Genomic DNA, 17,920 nt, shown 5'->3' with positions numbered 1-17,920 from the left:
GGTCAGCCCAGCATGCGGATCGACGACGGGTCGACGTCACCCTCGGACAGGTTGAACTCGATCCCGTTGCCGATGGACGGCGCGTTGGAGTTGGCGAACGGCACCAGGTCCAGGTTCGACACCACCGCCTTCTCGGCCGCGGCCCACTGCGGGCAGCCGCTCTCACCGGTCAGCTTCTGGGCCTCGGCCACCGCCGTCGTATAGGCCTTGTTGTCGAAGGCGGCGAAGTTGGCCCCGTTGGGCGGGGTCGGCCCGGACAGGAACGACACGAGCTGGCTGGGCAGCGTCACGCCGATCGGGAACATGGCCACGTCCCAGGCCAGCTGCCCGGCCGCGATCTGCCCGACCTGCGTGGTCGTGACCGACTTCAGCTCAACCTGTACGCCGGCCGCCTGCCACTGCTGCTGCAGCAGCTCGGCCGCGGCCTGCTGGCCCGGGTTGCCGGTGGCGCCCCAGGCCACGACCAGCTTCTTGCCGGCGACGGCGCTGCCGGCCAGGGCCGCCTTGCCCGCGGCGGCGTCGAAGGCGGGCAGGTTGCCGGCCACGTTGTCGCCCTTGCACGGGGTCATGGCCGGGGCGACCAGGCCGGTCGCGGCCGTCCCGCGGCCGCTGGTGAAGACCTGCTGCATCTGGTTGAGGTCGAGCGACTGGATCAGCGCCTTGCGCACGTTCAGGTCGGCCGTCGGCAGCCCGGCCTTCTGGTTGAACCAGATCTCGCCGGTCGGGGCCAGCACGTCGCGCTTGAGGAACTGGTCGCCCTGCAGCCGGGCCGTGTCGGGGCCGGTGAACCGGGCCACGTTGACCTCGCCCGAGAGCACCAGGTTGGCCGTGGTGGTCTCGTTGGCGATGACCCGGATCACCACCTTGTCGGGCCGGCCGACGGTGTCGGCCTTGAAGTCGCCCGGCCCCCACGCGTACTCCTTGCGCCGGGTCAGCGTGTAGTGGTCGTCCGGCACGGCCTCGGTCAGCGTGTACATGCCGGTGCCGTCGGAGGCCTGCTTGAGCTTCGTCCGGTCGGCCATGCCCTTGTCGCAGACGATCGGCAGGCCGCCCAGGTTGCGCTCCAGGAAAGCGTCCGGGCTGGGCGAGGTCACCGAGACGGTGCCGGCCGCGTCGTCGGCCGTGGCCTTGGCCCCGGCCGGCACGTACAGGCCGATCCGGGTCGAGGAGTTCTTGGCGTCGCCCACGAACGAGATGTTCTTGGCCACGGTCGTCGCCGTCAGCGGGGTGCCGTCGGCGCACGTGATGCCCTTGCGCAGGGTGAACTTCGCCGTCGTGCTGGTCGACTCCCACTTCTCGGCCAGCCCGGGCAGCGTCTTGCCGTCGGGCGCGAACCCGAGCAGGGAATCGTAGAGGAACCGGTCGACCTGACCGGTGACCGACAGTGAGGTGAAGTGAGGATCGAGGTTGCCGGGGTCACCCGGGACAGCCATCGTGAATGTCTTGCCATCGACCGCCTGGCGCCCACTCGCGCCACCGCCGCCGTCATTGCCGCAAGCGGCCAGGAGCACCACAGCCCCGGCCGCGGCCGCGCTTCGCCAAGCGTTCATCGTGCCTCCACGTGCTGTGTGTCACGAAAGACTGCCGAGCGTGCGACCCCCTTGTCTTTGGCGCTGCCGACAACATGGGGACGGTCCAGTTGTCGTGGTGGACGACACACTCCCGGCCGCCGCCGAGTTGTCGAGGGACTGTCAGATTTTCCGTACGCCGGGATCGGGCCGCCTACAGTCGGGCGGTGCCCGCCACCATCCTGATCGCCGAGGACGACCCCCGGCAGGCCGAGATCATCCGGCGCTACCTGCAGGCGGCCGGCTGGTCGCCGGTGGTGGTCGCCGACGGCCGGGCCGCCATCACCGCCGTCCGGCAGCGCGCGCCCGACCTGCTCGTGCTCGACGTGCAGATGCCCGAGATCGACGGGCGGGACGTGTGCCGGGTGCTGCGGGTCGACCACGACCTGCCGATCCTCATGCTGACCGCCCGCACCAGCGCCGACGACCGGGTGCTGGGGTTCGACCTGGGCGCCGACGACTACCTGACCAAGCCTTACGACCCCCGCGAGCTGGTGGCCCGCGTCCGCGCGCTGCTGCGCCGGGCCACCCCGCGCCCGGCGGCCGGGGACGGGCTGCGGGTCGGCGCGCTCACGGTCGACCCGGCCGGCCACACCGTGCACCGGGACCGGACCGAGGTTCCCTGTACGCGGGGCGAGTTCGCGCTGCTGGCCGCGCTGGCCGCCGAGCCGGGCCGGGTCTTCACCCGCCGTCAGCTGGCCGACCGGATCAGCGGGCTCGACCGCAACGCCACCGACCGCGGGATCGACATGCACGTGGTCAACCTGCGCCGCAAGCTCGAGGACGACCCGCGCCGCCCGGCCTACCTGCTGACCGTGCACGGGGTGGGCTACAAGCTGGTCGACGGGTCGTCCGGGTGAGCCGGCCCGTGCCGTGGCGCCGCAGTCTGGTCGTACGCCTGCTCGGCACCTCGATCCTGATCGTGATCCTGTCGGTGGCTACCACGGCCTGGCTGGCCGCCCAGACGGCGACCCGGGCGGTGCAGAAGGAGCGGGCACAGTCGCTGGCCGGCGACTCCCTCATCTACGACCGGCTGCTCGGCTTCGCCGCCGGTCACCCGGGCTGGGACACGGTCGGGCCGGACGTGCGCCGGCTGGCCGCCGAGACGGGCCGGACGATTGCGATCACCACCGCTGACGGCGACCTCATCGCCAGCTCCGATCCGGCGGCGCCGCTGCCGGGGCGGCCGTCGGCGGTGCTCGACCCGCTCGGCGGCGCCTCGGGCCCGATCGATCCGCGCGCCGTCGGCCCGTACCGGCTGGGCGAGCGCGACCGGGCGGCCCAGCGTGAACTGGTCCGGCAGCGCCTGGAGTGCCTGCGCTCACAGGGCGTCGAGGCCACCGCCCAGGAGGTGCCGTCGGGCCGCTTGGTCGTCCGGATGGCCGAGCGCACCCCGCGCCTGCGGCGGGACTGCCTGTTCCGCGAGGACGCGCCGTTCCCGGCCGAGCAGCGCGCGCTCGCGAAGCTGCGGGGCCCGGTCGTCCAGTGCCTCAAGAACCGGCACCTGCCCGACATCGTGCTGTTCCCGGTCGACTTCACCTGGCAGTACGCCGGCGCCAACGTCTACGGCAACGTCCAGGACATCCAGGACTGTGTGGACAACGCACGCCGGGCGCAACTGCGGCCGTACGTCGCCCGCCCGGCCCGACTGTTCCTGAGCAGCCCGGCCGAGCCGCCGGCGCCGCCGTTCGACCTTTCCCGGGCGAGCACCCTGCGGATCGCCGGGGCGGCCGGGTTCGTGCTGCTGGTGGCCGTGGCCGCGGCCCTGCTGGTCGGTCTGCGACTGGTCCGTCCGCTGCGCGCCCTGACCGCCGCGGCCGACGAGGCGGCCCACCGCCCGGCCCCGGTGACGATCGCCCGCGCCGACGAGATCGGCCGCCTGGCCAACGCGCTCAACGACCTCGCCCAGCGAAGTGAGCGAAGTGAACAACAAAGGCGCACGATGGTCGACGACATCGCTCATGAACTGCGCAACCCGCTCACCAACGTGCGGAACTGGCTGACCGCCGGTCAGGACGGGCTGGCCGACCTCGACCAGGACATGGTGCGGTTGCTGCTCGAGGAGACCGGCCTGCTCCAGCACATCGTGGACGACCTGTCCGACCTGGCCGACGCCGACGCGGGCACCCTGGCTCTGGACCGGGCCGAGCACTCGGCGGCCGACCTGCTGGCTACCGTCGTCGAGGCCTATCCGTCGGTCCACCTGCGGGCCGAGGGTGAGCTGCCGGTCCTGGTCGACCCCGTCCGGTTCCGGCAGATCATCGCCAACCTGCTGACCAACGCGATCCGGCACACCCCGCCCGGCGGCCGGATCGACGTGTGGGCCCGTACCGCCGGGCCCGACGTGGTCATCGAGGTCAGCGACACCGGCGAGGGCATCAGCGCGGCCGATCTGCCGCACGTGTTCGACCGGTTCTGGCGGGCCGACCGGGCGCGGGCCCGGGCCACCGGGGGCAGCGGCCTGGGCCTGTCGATCGCCCGCAAACTGGCCCAGGCCCACGGCGGCGACCTCACGGCAGCCAGCACGGCCGGGGTGGGCAGCACGTTCACGGTCCGGCTGCCGGCGTCCCTCTGAGGAGGCGTCCGCCCTCCCCTTCGGCTAGGCGTCAGCCTTTCTTGCCGTCGAACGCCTCGGCCTGACAGCGCAGTTCGAGCGCCTCGTCCGGCTCCTGCGGGTCGGTGTACCAGGTCGGGCCGGGCCGCCATTCGCCGTTCCTCTTGACGAAGTCCTGACCGGCCGCGACCAGGCACAGGTGGTAGTTGTTGTCGTCGTCGGCCCAGTACGGGTTCTTGTCCTCGTCCAGTTCCGGCGCCAGCACCGGTTTGAGCTTCCCGCACGCGGCCACCACCTTGCGGTCGGTCTCGGCGATGATCCGCCCGTTGGTCTCGTTGGTGTTGCCGCTGGCGCTGATGTCGAGCAACCCGTCCTCGGCCGTCCGCATCGGGACCTTGTTCTCTTTTAGGCATTTCATCCACGGCTGCTGCATGCGGCGCACCTCAGCCGCCGTGGTATCGGGCCGGATGACCGGGGCCGCGGGCGCTACCGAGACGGGAGCGCTGCCCGGCGTCTGCAACGAGACCACCGACGGAGTGTCTTCCGACGGCGCCGACGAACAACCGGCGAGCACAAAAACAAAGGCCAGAGCCAATTTGGTACGCATGACGTCCCTTCAGGAGAAGCCGAGTGCTTCGGCCGGGGTGAGACGGGCTGCCCACACGAACGGGCAAGTTCTTCGGTCGCGGCGAGACGGGCTGCCCGCACGGGCGGGTCACGAGGCGGCCAATGCTTCGGTCGGGGTGAGGCGGGCTGCCCGGACGGACGGGTAGACGCCGGCGACGACGCCGACCAGCAGTGCGCCGCCGGTTCCGGCGGCCAGCGCGGTCAGCGGCACGACGGGCGGCCAGTGCTGGTGCAGCGCGTAACCGACGGTCGCGGCCACGCCCAGGGCCGTCCCGGTCAGGCCGCCCAGCAGCGACAACGCCACCGATTCGGCCAGGAACTGGGTGCGGATCTGCCCGCGATGGGCGCCCAGGGCCCGCCGCAACCCGATCTCGCGCCGGCGCTCCAGCACCGAGATGACCATGGTGTTGGCCACCCCGATGCCGCCGACGAGCAGCGCCACCCCGGCCATGCCCAGGAACAGCGCGCTGAAGGTGGCCTCGGACGCGCGCTGGGCCGCGAGCGCGTCGGACGGGCGGGTCACCCGCACCAGGCCGGGCGCGGCGGGCAGCACGGTCGCGGGCAGCACGTCCCGGACGGCCTCGACCGCCGGTTCGTGGCTGCGGACGTAGACCACCGTCGGCCGCCCGTCGAAGCCGAGCTCGCGGCGTGCGGCGGGCCAGCCGACCAGGGCCGCCCGGTCGATCTCGGGCGCGAGCGGGATCGGCCCGAGGATGCCGGTGACGGTGAACCACCGCTGTCCGATGTAGAGCTGTGGGCCGCCGGCCGGGTCGGTGATGCCCAGCCGGTCCGCGGCCTCGGCCCCGAGCACCACCGTGGGGAACTGCTCGTCGAACCAGCGCCCGGCCCGGATCCGGCCCTCGAGCAACGGCAGGATCCCGGGCCGGCTGGCCAGCACGGTGGTCGTCGCGGAGTTGTCGGCCCGTTCGTTGCGGGCGATCGTGGCGTGCGTGTTGGCCATCGCCGACGCGCCGACGACCGGGGCGATCCGGGCCGCCATCTCGGCCGCCCGCTCCTCGAGCGCGGCCGGGGGCTGCTGGTCGGGCAGCGCGCTGGCCTGCAACAGGTTGGTGCCGAGGGCGGCCAGGTCACGGGCCAGGGCCCGCTCGCTGGAGGCCGGGATGCCCATGACCACCACCATCGTGGCGATGCCGATACTGATGCCCAGCGCGGACAGGGCGGCCCGCATCCGCCGCACCCGCAGACCCACGAACGCCAGGGCGAGAACGTCGGCCGGCGACAACCGCACGGCCCTCACGACTGCCCCGCAACGAACGGCTGCGCCACACCGAACGACCGCCCGGCCGCGACCGACTGCTGCACGACGTGCGACTGCCCGCCGTGCTCCACGACGTGCGACTGCCCACCAGCGAGCGACTGCCCAGCGCCCAGCGCAGGACCACCAGCAACCGACCTCCCACCGGCTGGCGCAGGACCAGCGGCGATCGACTGCCCAGCGGCTGGCGGAGGACCAGTGGCGGTCGACTGCGTCGCATCGGCGACGACGCGGCCGTCGCGTAGTTCGACGCGGCGGGGCAGGGCGGCCGCGATGTCCCGGTCGTGGGTGATGACCGCGATCGTCGTGCCCTCGGCGTTGAGCCGGATCAGCAGCTCCAGCACGGCCTGCCCGGTCGCGGTGTCGAGGGCGCCCGTGGGCTCGTCGGCCAGCACCAGGGCGGGCCCGGTGGCCAGGGCGCGGGCGATCGCCACGCGCTGTTTCTCGCCCCCGGAGAGCTGGTGCGGCCGGTGCCCGAGGCGGTGGGCGAGCCCGACCCGGTCCAGGGCCTCGGCCGCGAGCCCGCGCCGCTGGCGCCGGGGCACACCGGCGTACAGAAGGCCGGTGGCCACGTTCTCGAGCGCGGTGAAACCGTCGGTGAGGTGGAACTGCTGGAAGACGAAGCCGATCGTGCGGCCGCGCAATGCGGAGAGTTGCCGGTCGGACAGGGCTTGCGCGTCCTGTCCCAGCACGGTGACCGTGCCGTGGGTGGGCCGGTCGAGCGTGCCCATGACGTTGAGCAGCGTGGACTTGCCGGAGCCGGAGGCACCGACGATGGCCAGCAGCTCGCCCGCCTCGACGGTGAGTGACACCCGGTCGAGGGCGGTGACGCCGCCGCCGTAGACCATGCTCACCTCGCGTACAGCCAGGACCGTCACGACGCGGTCACCACCCGGGTGCCCTCGGCCAAGCCGTCGCCGCTGACCTCGACCAGTCCCATGGCGAACATGCCGGTCTCGACCGCGATCACCGGGCCGCCGGAGACCTGGACGGCGTGGCCGCCCTCGCGCAGGGCCAGCAGCGCCGCGACCGGCACGGCGAGCACGCCTTTCCGGGACTGTCCGGCGAAGGACACGTCGACCGGGGCGGAGTCCAGATCCTGAACGGCCTTGGCGTCGCCCAGGGTCACGGTCACGTCGACCTGGGCCGGTTTTCCGGAATCCTCGTCGGCCCGTGCGTCGCGGTCGATCCGGCCGACTGTCCCCTTGGTCCGGGTGCCACCGGGCAGCTCGACCTGCACCGATTGGCCGACGCGGATCGCGCCGAGATCGGCCACGGGCACCGGCACGGTCACCGCCTTCTTGCGCCCGGTGACGACCAGGACGCCCTCGGCTGCCGGGTCGCCGACCTGCGCGCCGAGCTGGCTCACCCGTACGGCGCCCGGCAGCACCACGACGTCGGCCGGGTCGACGGCGCCGGTGACCGGGCGGCCCTCGTCGCCCTGCCATTTCTTGACCGCGGCGACGACACCGGCGGTGAGCACGGCGTCGCCCGACCGTTTGCGGCGCGGCTGGTCACCGGTGCGGTAGCCCAGCGCGCGCAGGTTGTCGACCAGCACGCGGACGTCGCGCCCGGTCAGCCCGGCCGCCGCGAGCGGGCGGAACAGCGGCGTCGACCCGTAGAGCAGGATCACCGGCTGGTCGTCGTTGCGGTACAGCGTTCCGCCCCGCTTGACGGTGGCGCCGGTCCGGGGCAGCCAGGTCACCGTGCCCCCGGCGGCCCGGATCGTCCGGGGCACGCCGTAACCGAGCGTCCCGGGCAGGGTGCGGGCGGTGCTGAGGTCGGTGCGCTCGACGGCCACAGTCGCCACCGCGGCGGCGGACGGCTCCGACCGGGGCGGGCCTTCCGCCGTACACCCGGCCGCCGTGACGACGGCCAGGAGCAGGATCATTCGTCGCATGCCGGCCACGATGCCGAGCAGTCGTCAGCGGGCCGTCAGTAGATTGTCGAGCGACTGTCAGACTTTCGTGGGAGGACGGGCCCATCGAGATCTCCCGAACCGCTGACGCCGCCGGCCCCGATCCCGGGCAGGCTGGCCGGATGCGGACGAACGTGGCTCGGTGGCGCCGGCAGGCCGGCCTCACCGAGCGGTGGCGGCTGGCCTACGAGGTCGCCCTGGTGGCGCTGGTGACGGTGGCGGCGGTGGTGCCGTCGGCCCTGGTCGGCTGGTATCCGGCGGCGCCGTGGCTGGTCGGGCTGACCACCCCGGTGCTGTTGCTGCTGCGCCTGACCCACCCGTTGATCGGCTACGTGGCCGCGGCGCTGGTCGGGCTGGGCACCGGTGGGCCGAGCAGCATGCTGCTGCTGGTGCTGAGCGCTTCCCTGGCCTATCGGGTCGCCCACTGGTGGCAGGTCGGGGCCGGGCTGGCCGCAGCCTGGGTCGGTTACGTGCTCTCGTTCCTGTGGGAAGAGCCGCTGACCCTGGAGTGGACCCTGCTCACCACGCTGCTGTTCGCGCTGCTGGCGGTGCTGCCGGCCGGGGTGGCCCGGCTGGTCCGGCGACGGCGGGTGCTGCTCGCCGCCATGCACGGGCGCAACGTGCAGCTGCACAGCCAGCAGAGCGAGATCGCCCGGCAGGCCCAGGCCCGCGAACGGGCCCGGATCGCCCGCGACATGCACGACTCGCTCGGGCACAAGCTCACCCTGATCTCGCTGTACTCCTCGATGATGCGGACCGCCGAGGACCCCGACGAGACGGCCGACCTGGTCCGCAAGACGTCGTCGGCCGCGATGACCGAACTGCGCCAGATCCTCGGTCTGCTCGGTCAGGACGACCCCCAGTCCCTCGTACGCCCGTTGACCGGCCTGGACGAGCTGGCCGAGCAGGCCCGGTCGTCGGGGGCCCGGGTCGAGCTGCTCCGCGAGGGTGAGCCCCGCCCCGAGGCGTCGCTGACCGAGCACGCGGCCTACCGGGTCATCCAGGAGGGACTGACCAACGCGTTGCGCCACGCCCAGGGCGGCGCGATCACGCTGCGGCTGCGGTACGAGCCGGACGCGCTGATCGCCGCCGTGACCAACACGGCCGGGCTGCCGGTGGTGCGGACGACCAGCAAACAGGGGCTGCTCGGACTGGCCGAACGGGTGCGGGTGGCGGGCGGCATGCTCTATCACGGGCCGACGCCGGACGGCGGCTTCCGGGTCGCGGCCACCCTGCCCCACCTGGGCGAGGGCGCCGCCCCGGCCCCGGTCGAGAACCCGCCGCCGCCGGCCGGGCCCGACTTCGCCGACGTGATCGACCGGCACCGCCGCCGGTCCCGGTTCGTGCTCGTGGCCACGGCGTTGTCGATCGCCGTCTTCCTGGCCCTGTGCGGGGTGGGAATGTGGCTGATCTCGGCCTTCGCCACCGTCGACCGCGAGACGTACGACGCGGCCCGGATCGGGGCGCCCGAACACGCCGTACGGGAAACCCTGCCCGACCCCGACGCCGGGACCCCCGCCGCGGACGCCGCCTGCGTCGACTATCAGGCGTCCATCTTCGACCAGGTCCGCGGCGAGGACGGCGAGTTGCGTTACCGCTTCTGCTTCCGCGACGGCATGCTGAGCGACAAACAGATCATCCGGGAGCCGACGTCATGACCGAACCGTTGCGGGTGCTGCTGGCCGACGACGACTCGCTGATCCGCACGGCGATCGACGCCATCCTGCGCCCGGCCGCCGGCATCGAGCTGATCGCGCAGGCCACCGACGGCCGGGCCGCGATCGACCTGACCCTCAAGCACCGGCCCGACGTGGCCCTGCTCGACATCCAGATGCCCGTCCTCGACGGGCTGGCCGCGCTGCGCGAGATCCGCCGCCTGGTGCCCGAGGTCCGGATCGTCGTGCTGACCACCTTCGGCCAGGACGAGTACGTGGCCCAGGCGCTGGCCCAGGGCGCGGCCGGGTTCCTGCTCAAGGAGTCGGCGGCGGACGAGCTCGAGTACGCGATCCGCGCCGCCGCGGCCGGCAACGCGTACCTGTCCCCGAAGATCACCCGGCAGGTGCTCGACCGGCTGCCCGCCCCGCCCACCCGGCCCACCGAGGACCAGCTCAAGGTCGACCAGCTCAGCGAGCGCGAGCGGGAGGTGCTGATCCGGCTGGCCCAGGGCCTGTCCAACGCCGAGATCGGCAAGCAGCTGTTCGTCAGCGAGGGCACGGTGAAGACGCACGTCTATCACGTGTTCGCCAAGCTGGGCTGCGAGAACCGGGTCCAGGCGGCCATGCTGGCCCAGCGCACCGGCCTGCTCGACAACTAAAGTTGCAGGCCCGTTCGGCCGGTCGGCAGACGTGCCGGAACCCCGCCCGCGGCCACACTTTCGGGCATGACCACGACTTTCGAGACCTGGGAACTACCGGCTCGGATCGCGCTCGGCGACCAGGGCATCGGCTACCACACGGCCAACCCGATCATCGAGGATGTACGGGCCCACTGCGAGCGCACCGGGCAGAGCCCGTTCGAGGCGTACGGCGACCCCCGCGAATTCGCCGTCCGGGCCGCGGCCGAGCAACCGGCCGAGGTGCGCGAGATGGTCGACCGCGAGGGCATGACCCCCGGCGACTACCTCAGCGGCCAGATCTTCGTGGTGAACCTGCTGGTGCTCCTGGCGGTGCCGCTGTTCGCGGCGATCGACCGCACGTGGACGTTCCCGGCCACGGCCGCCGGCCTGACCGGCACCGTGCTGCTGGCGCTGACGCTGTTCTGGGCCGGCGCGGTGCCGAGGGCGGTCCGCGCCTCGGGCCGGCCCCACCTGGTCAAGTACGCCTGGGCCGCGCTGCCGGTGCTGGTGCTGGCGGCGGCGACGGCGTTCACGACCCTGCCCCGCGAGCACCTGTTCCCGATCCCGGTGGTGGCCGTCGTGGTGGTGGCCGCGATCCTGCTCGGCCTGCAGATGCGGGAGCCGAAGAAGCCGACCGGCCCCGCGTCCCGGATCCCGGCCCCGGCCACGGCCGACGACTGGTTCGAGCGCTTGAACGGCCTGCTGATCGGCCGCTACGACCTGGCCCCGGACCGCGCGGCCGAACTGACCCGGACGGCCCGCGCCCAGCTGGCCGGCTCCGGTCGTACGGCGGATCTCGGATCGGTCGAGGAATACGCCCACCGGATCCAGGAGGGCGAGCCGGCCCGCAAGGATCCGTTCTGGCGCACCCGGCCCGCCCAGATCATCAGCCTGCTGGTCGGTCTCGGCATCGCGGTCCGCGCCTTCATCGGCTGGCAGCAGGACGGCGTGTGGTGGGCCGCCTACCTGATCGCCCTCCCGGCCGCCCTCGGCGGCGCCTGGTTCCTGCTCCAGGCCCTGCGCGGTAAGCGTCAGCCGCCATCCTGACGTTGGACCCGGTCGAACCTCCGCGGGCGGCGGCACGGCCATTACAGCTCATCTCCCCTGACGGTTCACCGTTGGGCTGGTGGTAATAGCCACATCGCTATCGCCTATCGACAATTGATTGAAGGTATGATCATCGAGTCGGACAAGTGCTGTCCGAGTTTGTTCGGCCTGCACCCGATTCCCCATCCCCAAGGAGAACTCGATGCGCAAGACTGCCGTCCGCCTGTCCGTGGGCCTGGCCGCCGTGGCCGCTTTCGGCACCGTCGCGGCCACCCCCGCCGCCGCGGCCCCGGCCGACGTCCAGAGCGGACTCAGCTTCTACGTCTACAACCGCCAGTCCCCCACGTTCGTCGCGAACTTCCCCCAGCCCGACAGCTCCTGCCAGGCCGTGCCGGCCCGGGCCGACCTCCTGGTCGGGTGGAGCGGCCTGACCAACGTCCTCGCCTACCGCAGCGCCGACTGCAGCGACCGGCCGGCCTCACTGGGCACGCTGCGCAGCATCCGCCCGGGCGAGTTCCAGTCCTTCCGTACGGAGTAAGCACCGCTCCGAAGGCCGGCCGGGTGACCCGGCCGGCCCTTTGCTGCCCCGGACTCACTCGAAAGTCATTTGATCCGTCTACTGTGCCGGATTCCAGCGGAGCGAACGGACGTGGATGTACTTCGTAGCGTTGAACGCCGTCCGGCAGCGGTCCGGCCCGACCACGTTCGTCGCCGTCCTGGCCGCCCTGCTGGCCACCGTGGCCGGCTGCGCGGTGTGGTACGGCCTGGCTGTGGCGTCCCGGTCGGCCGGTCACGAGGTGGCCTCGGCCCCGATCGAGCAGCGCGTCATCACGGTGCGACAGGCCACCACCGCCGGCAGCGACCCCCGTGGCCGCCTCGACGCGTTCGCCGCCACGGTGGGTACGCAGTTGCCGATCCCGGCGGCCACACCGGTCATCGGCGCTGTGGCCGCCATGTCGTTCGTCTATCCCGGCAAACCCGATGCCGGCTCCGACCTGCCGGTGGCTTACCGCGACGGATTCTGCGCGCACGTACGGCTGACCGGCTCGTGTCCGGCCGGCCCGGGCGAGGCCGCCGTCAGCGCCGACTCCGCGCGCCGGCTCGGACTCGCCCCGGGTGACCGCTTCCAGGCCCGGTCGGCGACGTCGATCACGCCGCTGCCGTTCCGGGTGGCCGGGATCTACGAGCCGATCGACCCGGTCGGCGCCTACTGGAGCGACCCGCTGTTCCGGGCCCAGGCGTCGCTCGATCCGTTCTTCACCCCGCTGACCACGTTCAGCGAGCCGTCGCTGGGCCGCCAGATCCTCTCGTGGAGCGTCGAGGTGCCGGCTCCGCTGTTGCGTGGCGACGGCGGCTACGACCTCAACGGCGTGGTCAACACGGCCGGTCCCCGGCTCGCGGCGGCCCAGCTCGACCTGACCGCGCCCACCGGCGCGCTGGTGGACCGGGTGCGGGAGCAGAAGGTCGCCGTCGCCCGGGCCGTGGCGGTCGCCGCCGGTCAGCTGATCGTGCTGGCCTGGTTCGCGATCGGCCTGGCCGGCCGCCTGACCGGCCGCGACCGGCGCGCGGACGCGGCCCTGGTCAAGCTGCGCGGCGGTGGCCTGGCCGGGGTGCTGCGGCTCGCGCTGGGTCACCATCTGCTGCCGCTGGCGGCCGGCTCCCTCCTCGGCTGGGTGGCCGGCTTCCTGGTGGCTTGGCCGTTGGCGGGCCGGTTGCCGGTCCGGGCCGAGTGGTGGCTCGCCCTGCTGCTGTCGGGCGGCTCGGTGCTGGCCACCGTGGGTGTCGGCCTGCTGATCCTGTTGGCCGGGGACGCGCTGGCCCAACGGGCGCCGGTCGTCAAACTGCTGCGAACGGTGCCGTCGGCCCGGCGTGACTGGCGGTCCGTCGTGGTCGACCTGGCCCTGCTGGCCCTGACGGCGGGCGCGGTCCTCCAGGCCCGTACGGGTGGCGGCGGCCTCGGCCTGGCCGCGCCCGCGCTGGTCGCCCTCTCCGTCGGCCTCGTGCTGGCCCGGCTGTTGCGCGGGTTGGCCGACCGGACAGGCGCTGTGGCGCTGCGGGCGGGCCGGATCCGGCTCGGACTGATCACCACCACGCTCTCCCGCCGGCCCGGCCACGATCGAGTGTTCGCCCTGCTGGTGCTGGCGGTGGCCAATCTGGCGCTGACGGTCGGCACCGCCGCCGCCGGGCACACCGAGCGGGTCGTCCGGGCCGACGTCGAGCTGGGCGCGCCACGCGTGCTGACCGTGGCCGCGGCCTCGCGCACCGAGCTTCTGCACGCGGTTCGCGCGGCCGACCCGGCCGGGCGGTACGCCATGGCCGCCGTCGTCGACACCGCGGCTGTTCCGCCCGTGCTGGCCGTCGACAGCGGCCGGCTGGCCCGGGTGGCGACCTGGCGGTCCGAGTACGGCCCGGTGACCGCGCTGCCCGCCGGCCCGCCGAGCGCGCTGCCGCTGGTCACCGGCGACCGGCTCACCGTGCGGGTCAGCAGCGCGCGCCGGGCGACCAGCGTGCTCGGCGCCGTGTTGCAACACGAGCGGACCGGGCAGAGCGTCCGGGTCGAGTTCCGCGATCTGCGGCCCGGCCCGGGTACCGCGTCGGCCGCGGTGCCGGCCTGCCGGGCCGCGCCCGGCTGCCGTTTTGTCGGCTGGGAGCTCTCGGGCGGGTCCGGCGCGGTCACCATCGCCGGGCTGGCCCAGCACAACCCGGTCCGCACGGTGCTGGACCGGGCCCGGCTGGGCGACATGGCGCACTGGCGCGGCGACTTCAGCCGACCGGCGGCGGGCCTGACCACGAGCCCGGCCGGGCTCGTCCTGGCCACCGGACCGGGCGGGGCGGGCCAGGTCGCCGCGGTCGACTCGGATCTGCCGTTGCCGATCGTCCTCGCGGGCCCGGCCCCTGGCGCCTGGAGCTTCGACGACGCCGCGCTGAACCGCTTCGGCGACCCGGCCACCCCGGTCCGCGTGGTCGGCCGGCCCACCGTGCTTCCCGTGATCGGCCGCGGCGTGCTGACCGACCTCGACTCCGCGCGCCGGATCGCCGGGGACAGCGACCAGGGCGGCACCCTGCAGGTCTGGCTGACCGGCGACGCGCCCGCGGCCGTGGTCGACGCCCTCGGGCTCCCCGTGCTCGATGACCGCACTGCCGCGGGCCGGACGGCCGAACTGGCCGCCGAAGGATCCGTCGTCACCGGCTCGCTCGCCCTGTTCACCGCGCTCACCGCCGTGCTGCTGGCGGCGGCCCTGTACGCGCTCGGGGCCGCGGTCGACCGGAAACCGCAGCTCGAACACCTGCATACGCTGCGGGTGCAGGGTCTGGCCCGCCGGGTCGCGCTGAGCACGGCCTATGCCGGGGCGGCCACCCTGGCGGTCGCCGGACTGCTCGGCGGGGTCGCGGCGGCGCTGGTCGCCGGCCCGGTCGCCGCCGTCGCCGCGCCGCCGTTCCCCGACGGCTGGGCGGTGATCGCGCCACCGGACCCGCTCACCCCGGCCGCGCCGGCCATCGCGGCGCTGACCTCGGTGATCTTCTTCGGCGCCGCGGCCTGGTTCTCGGCGCGCCGGCTGCGGGCGGGACTGCGATGATCGGCCTCGTCCTGGCCATGGTGTGGGCCCGGCGCGGCCAGGCCGTCACGCTGGCCCTGCTCGCCCTGTTCGGGGTGGCCGCGGCCGTGGCCGCGCCGGCCTATCTGCGCACGGCCGACCGAGCCGTCGCCGCCGGGCAGATCCGGACGGCGCTCCCGGAGGATCTCACCGTCAGCGTCGTGGCCCGCCAGGTCGATCGGCGCTCCCTCGAGCCCGGTGCCGAGCCGCCCGGGCCGGACCTGGAACGGGACGGGTCCGTCCTGCTGGACCTGCCGGGTTTTGACCACATCCACTCGGTCGAGTACCGGACGGTCGGCCTCGAGCCGGTCGAGGGGGTCAGCACTCGTGTGGTGCACCGCCAGCGCGTCTGCGACCACCTGGTGATGACGGCCGGCCGGTGCCTGGCCGGCGAGTCGGACATCGTCCTCGGCGAGAAGACCGGCCGGCGCCTCGGGGTCGCCCCGGGCGAACCGATCGAACTGAGCTTCGCCCTGTACAAGGAAATGCCACCTCGCTATGTCCCCGAAGGTGCGCCCAAGCGTTTGGTGATCGCCGGTTTCTACCGGGTGCCCGAGCCGCGGGACGCCTTCTGGGGCGACAACGGCTACTTCCGGCCCGGCACCGAGCGGGGGCTCGACGAGGTCGCGTTCATCTCCGGCGCCACGATGGCGGCCATGGACCACGGCCAGGTCGAGGCCACCCTGGACGCGTACGCCGGGCCGGGCGCCCTCGCCGTCGACCGCCTGCCCGCCGTACGGGACGGAATCGACGACCTGCGGGCCGAGGTGGCCCGGGCCGGGGGCGCCGTCGACCTGCGCGGCCGCCTGCCCGCGACGCTGACCCGGATCGACGCCGGCCAGGCGGCCGCGCACCAGATCGTGCCGGTGCTCGCGATCGCGCTGGTCCTGCTGGCCTGCCTGACCATCTATCTCGCCGTCCTCTACAGCACCGAGGGCCGCCGGCCCGAGCTGGCCGTCGTCGCCCTGCGCGGCGCCCGCTGGGGGCAGCGGTGGGCGCTGGCCACCGGCGAGAACGTCCTCGCGATCCTGGCCGGGTCGCTGGCCGGCTGCGTCGCCGGTCAGGTGCTGGTCGACGCGTTGGCGGCCTGGCGGTTCCCGGACGTGGGCAGCGACTTCGGGCTCGGCTCGCTGCGCTGGGCGCCGGTGGCGGCCGGGGCGGCCGTGCTGACCGCGCTGTTCGCCGAGCGCCGGCAGGTGTCGGCCCCGGTTGCCGAGTTGCTGCGCCGGGCGCCCCGGGTGCCCGGCATCGCCCGGGCGGTCGCGGCCGAACTGGTCGTCGTCGCCCTGGCCGCGGTGGCCGTGCTGCAACTGTCCGGTCAACTGCGCGGGGTCGGCACCGCGGCCGCGGCGCTCGTCCTGGTCGCGGGCGCACAGGTCGCGGCCCGCCTGCTCGTGCCGCTGGCCGCGATCGGGAGCCGTCAAGCCCTGCGCCGGGGCCGGCTCGGAGTCGCCCTGGCCGGTTTCCAGCTGTCCCGGCGGCCGGGCGCGATCCGCCTGTTCGCCCTGGTCACCGCGGCCGTGGCGGTCACCGGTTATGCCGCGGCCGCCATCGACGTGGCCGCCCGGGGCCGGGCCACCGAGGCTTTCACAGGCACCGGCGCGGCCCGGGTGCTGCACCTCGCGCCCACCAGCCGCCAGAACCTGCTGGCCGCGGTGCGCGCGGTCGACCCGTCCGGATCGTTCGCCCTGGCCGCGGTCCGGCTCCCGGGCGTGGACGGCGGCCCGGTGGCGGTCGCGGTCGACACCACCCGCCTGGGCGCGGTGGCCGAGTGGCCGCGGGAGGGCCCGGCGCCGTCGGCCGTCCGGGAAGCGCTGCGGCCGGACGCGCCGCCGCCGCCGGCGTTCGACGGCGTACGGATCTCGGCCGAGGTCACCGCGACCTTCGAGCCCGGCAAGTACGTCACCCTGACCGCGATCCTGTCGCCGCGCAACGGCGGCGAGGACCAACGGGTCGAGTTCGGCGAGCTGCGTCCCGGCCGTCACCAGTATCAGCGTCCGGTACCGGCCTGCGCCCGCGGGTGCACGCTGAACACCCTGCGGATCACCGGCGGCCAAGGCACGATCGACGCCGGTGGGACCATCGCCGTGCATCGGCTGACCGGCGCCGGCGTTCTGGCCACGCCCGAGCGCTGGCGGGCCTCCGAGGGCGGCACGATCGGCACGGCCGGCGACGGGCTGCTGATCAAGGTGGCCTCGCTGGCCGAGACGACCGACGGCCTGCTCGTGCAACCGGTCACCACCCCCTATCCGCTGCCCGTGGCCACGGCCGGGATCGCGGCCCTGCGCGGCTTCGAGGGGCTCGACCACCGGAACGTGCCGGTCGTCGTGCGGCTGCCGGTGCCGGTCGTGCCCGGCGCCGGTTCGCCCGCGATCCTGGCCGACCTGGACTACGCCGACCGGCTCGCCGCCGACGGCTTGCCCAGCACCGAGCCGATGGTGTGGCTCAACGCGCACGCGCCGGCGGACCTCGGCGACCAGCTCGCCGCGCACGGGGTCACCGTGGTCGGGGAGACCCGGGCCGATCAGGTACGCCGGAGCCTCGACGAACAGGGGCCGGCCATCGCCATGGTGTTCTACGGGATGGTCGCCGGGCTGGCCACAGTCCTCGCCGCGGGGACGCTCGTGCTGGCCGCCACGGTCGACCGGAACCGCCGGGTCGAGGACCTGTCCGCCCTGCGGAACCAGGGCCTGACCCGGGCCGCCGTCCGGCAGGCGACCCTGTGGACCTACCCGGCGCTGGTGGCGGTGGCGGCGACGGCCGGGATCGGCGTGGCCCTGGGCGGCTGGTGGCTCACCGGCTGGGCGCTGCCCCTGGCCGGCCTCGAACCGTCCAGCCTGTCGACCGCGCAGGCACCCCGGCTGCCGGTCGTCGTGGCCACCAGTCTCGGCTCCGCCGCGCTGCTCGCCGTCGTGGCCGGGCTGGCCGGTCACCGCACCCTGCGCCGGACCGGACCTGGACCTTCCCGGCCACGACGGCCGGCCTGACCGGCGCCGTCC

The 17,920-nt window shown here is 74.0% G+C and carries 12 protein-coding genes and 1 pseudogene; 8 read left to right on the top strand and 5 right to left on the bottom strand.

Annotation, left to right across the window (positions count from 1 at the left end; all coding sequences use genetic code 11):
* Positions 1–2: 2 nt before the first annotated feature.
* Positions 3–1,550, bottom strand: a complete 1,548-nt coding sequence (locus M1L60_RS26215) for an ABC transporter substrate-binding protein (RefSeq protein ID WP_253240173.1) — start codon at positions 1,548–1,550, stop codon at positions 3–5.
* Between the two features lie 185 nt (positions 1,551–1,735).
* On the opposite strand from M1L60_RS26215, the gene M1L60_RS26210 reads away from it, so the two are divergent.
* Both M1L60_RS26210 and M1L60_RS26205 read left to right on the top strand, forming a co-directional pair.
* Positions 1,736–2,428 carry a response regulator transcription factor gene (locus M1L60_RS26210; protein ID WP_253240172.1) on the top strand — a complete coding sequence of 231 codons (693 nt, stop codon included), beginning with the start codon at positions 1,736–1,738 and terminating at the stop codon, positions 2,426–2,428.
* Positions 2,425–4,143 carry a sensor histidine kinase gene (locus M1L60_RS26205; RefSeq protein WP_253240171.1) on the top strand — a complete coding sequence of 573 codons (1,719 nt, stop codon included), beginning with the start codon at positions 2,425–2,427 and terminating at the stop codon, positions 4,141–4,143. Before M1L60_RS26210 ends, M1L60_RS26205 begins: the two co-directional genes overlap by 4 nt.
* Before the next feature lie 31 nt (positions 4,144–4,174).
* On the opposite strand, the gene M1L60_RS26200 is transcribed toward M1L60_RS26205, so the two are convergent.
* The 4 genes and pseudogenes from M1L60_RS26200 to M1L60_RS26185 form a co-directional block, all read right to left on the bottom strand.
* Positions 4,175–4,729: a hypothetical protein gene (locus M1L60_RS26200; protein WP_253240170.1), complete on the bottom strand. Its 555-nt coding sequence runs from the start codon at positions 4,727–4,729 to the stop codon at positions 4,175–4,177.
* A 108-nt stretch (positions 4,730–4,837) separates the two neighbouring features.
* Positions 4,838–5,998 (bottom strand): ABC transporter permease, encoded by a 1,161-nt coding sequence (locus M1L60_RS26195; RefSeq protein ID WP_253240203.1) that lies wholly within the window; start codon positions 5,996–5,998, stop codon positions 4,838–4,840.
* 251 nt (positions 5,999–6,249) lie between these two features.
* Positions 6,250–6,873, bottom strand: a pseudogene (locus tag M1L60_RS26190) (ABC transporter ATP-binding protein); the annotation flags it as partial.
* 26 nt (positions 6,874–6,899) lie between these two features.
* A complete protein-coding gene (locus tag M1L60_RS26185) occupies positions 6,900–7,925 on the bottom strand; it encodes a peptidoglycan-binding protein (RefSeq protein ID WP_253240169.1) in 1,026 nt (341 codons plus the stop codon).
* 140 nt (positions 7,926–8,065) lie between these two features.
* Here M1L60_RS26185 and M1L60_RS26180 point away from each other — a divergent pair, with 140 nt between their 5' ends.
* From M1L60_RS26180 to M1L60_RS26155, 6 genes are all read left to right on the top strand, one after another.
* Positions 8,066–9,601: a sensor histidine kinase gene (locus tag M1L60_RS26180; RefSeq protein ID WP_253240168.1), complete on the top strand. Its 1,536-nt coding sequence runs from the start codon at positions 8,066–8,068 to the stop codon at positions 9,599–9,601.
* Positions 9,598–10,257 carry a response regulator transcription factor gene (locus tag M1L60_RS26175; protein WP_253240167.1) on the top strand — a complete coding sequence of 220 codons (660 nt, stop codon included), beginning with the start codon at positions 9,598–9,600 and terminating at the stop codon, positions 10,255–10,257. Before M1L60_RS26180 ends, M1L60_RS26175 begins: the two co-directional genes overlap by 4 nt.
* 66 nt (positions 10,258–10,323) lie before the next feature.
* A complete protein-coding gene (locus M1L60_RS26170; protein WP_253240166.1) occupies positions 10,324–11,325 on the top strand; it encodes a hypothetical protein in 1,002 nt (333 codons plus the stop codon).
* 202 nt (positions 11,326–11,527) lie between these two features.
* A complete protein-coding gene (locus tag M1L60_RS26165) occupies positions 11,528–11,863 on the top strand; it encodes a hypothetical protein (RefSeq protein WP_253240165.1) in 336 nt (111 codons plus the stop codon).
* Positions 11,864–11,978: 115 nt separating this feature from the next.
* The gene (locus M1L60_RS26160; RefSeq protein WP_253240164.1) at positions 11,979–14,903 is read left to right on the top strand and encodes an ABC transporter permease; all 2,925 of its coding nucleotides are present in this window, start codon (positions 11,979–11,981) and stop codon (positions 14,901–14,903) included.
* Positions 14,900–17,908: an FtsX-like permease family protein gene (locus tag M1L60_RS26155; protein ID WP_253240163.1), complete on the top strand. Its 3,009-nt coding sequence runs from the start codon at positions 14,900–14,902 to the stop codon at positions 17,906–17,908. Before M1L60_RS26160 ends, M1L60_RS26155 begins: the two co-directional genes overlap by 4 nt.
* Positions 17,909–17,920: the final 12 nt, after the last annotated feature.

This window comes from Paractinoplanes aksuensis (assembly GCF_024137025.1).
Classification (GTDB): Bacteria; Actinomycetota; Actinomycetes; order Mycobacteriales; family Micromonosporaceae; genus Actinoplanes; species Actinoplanes aksuensis.
This window is presented reverse-complemented; position numbering and strand designations above follow the sequence as displayed.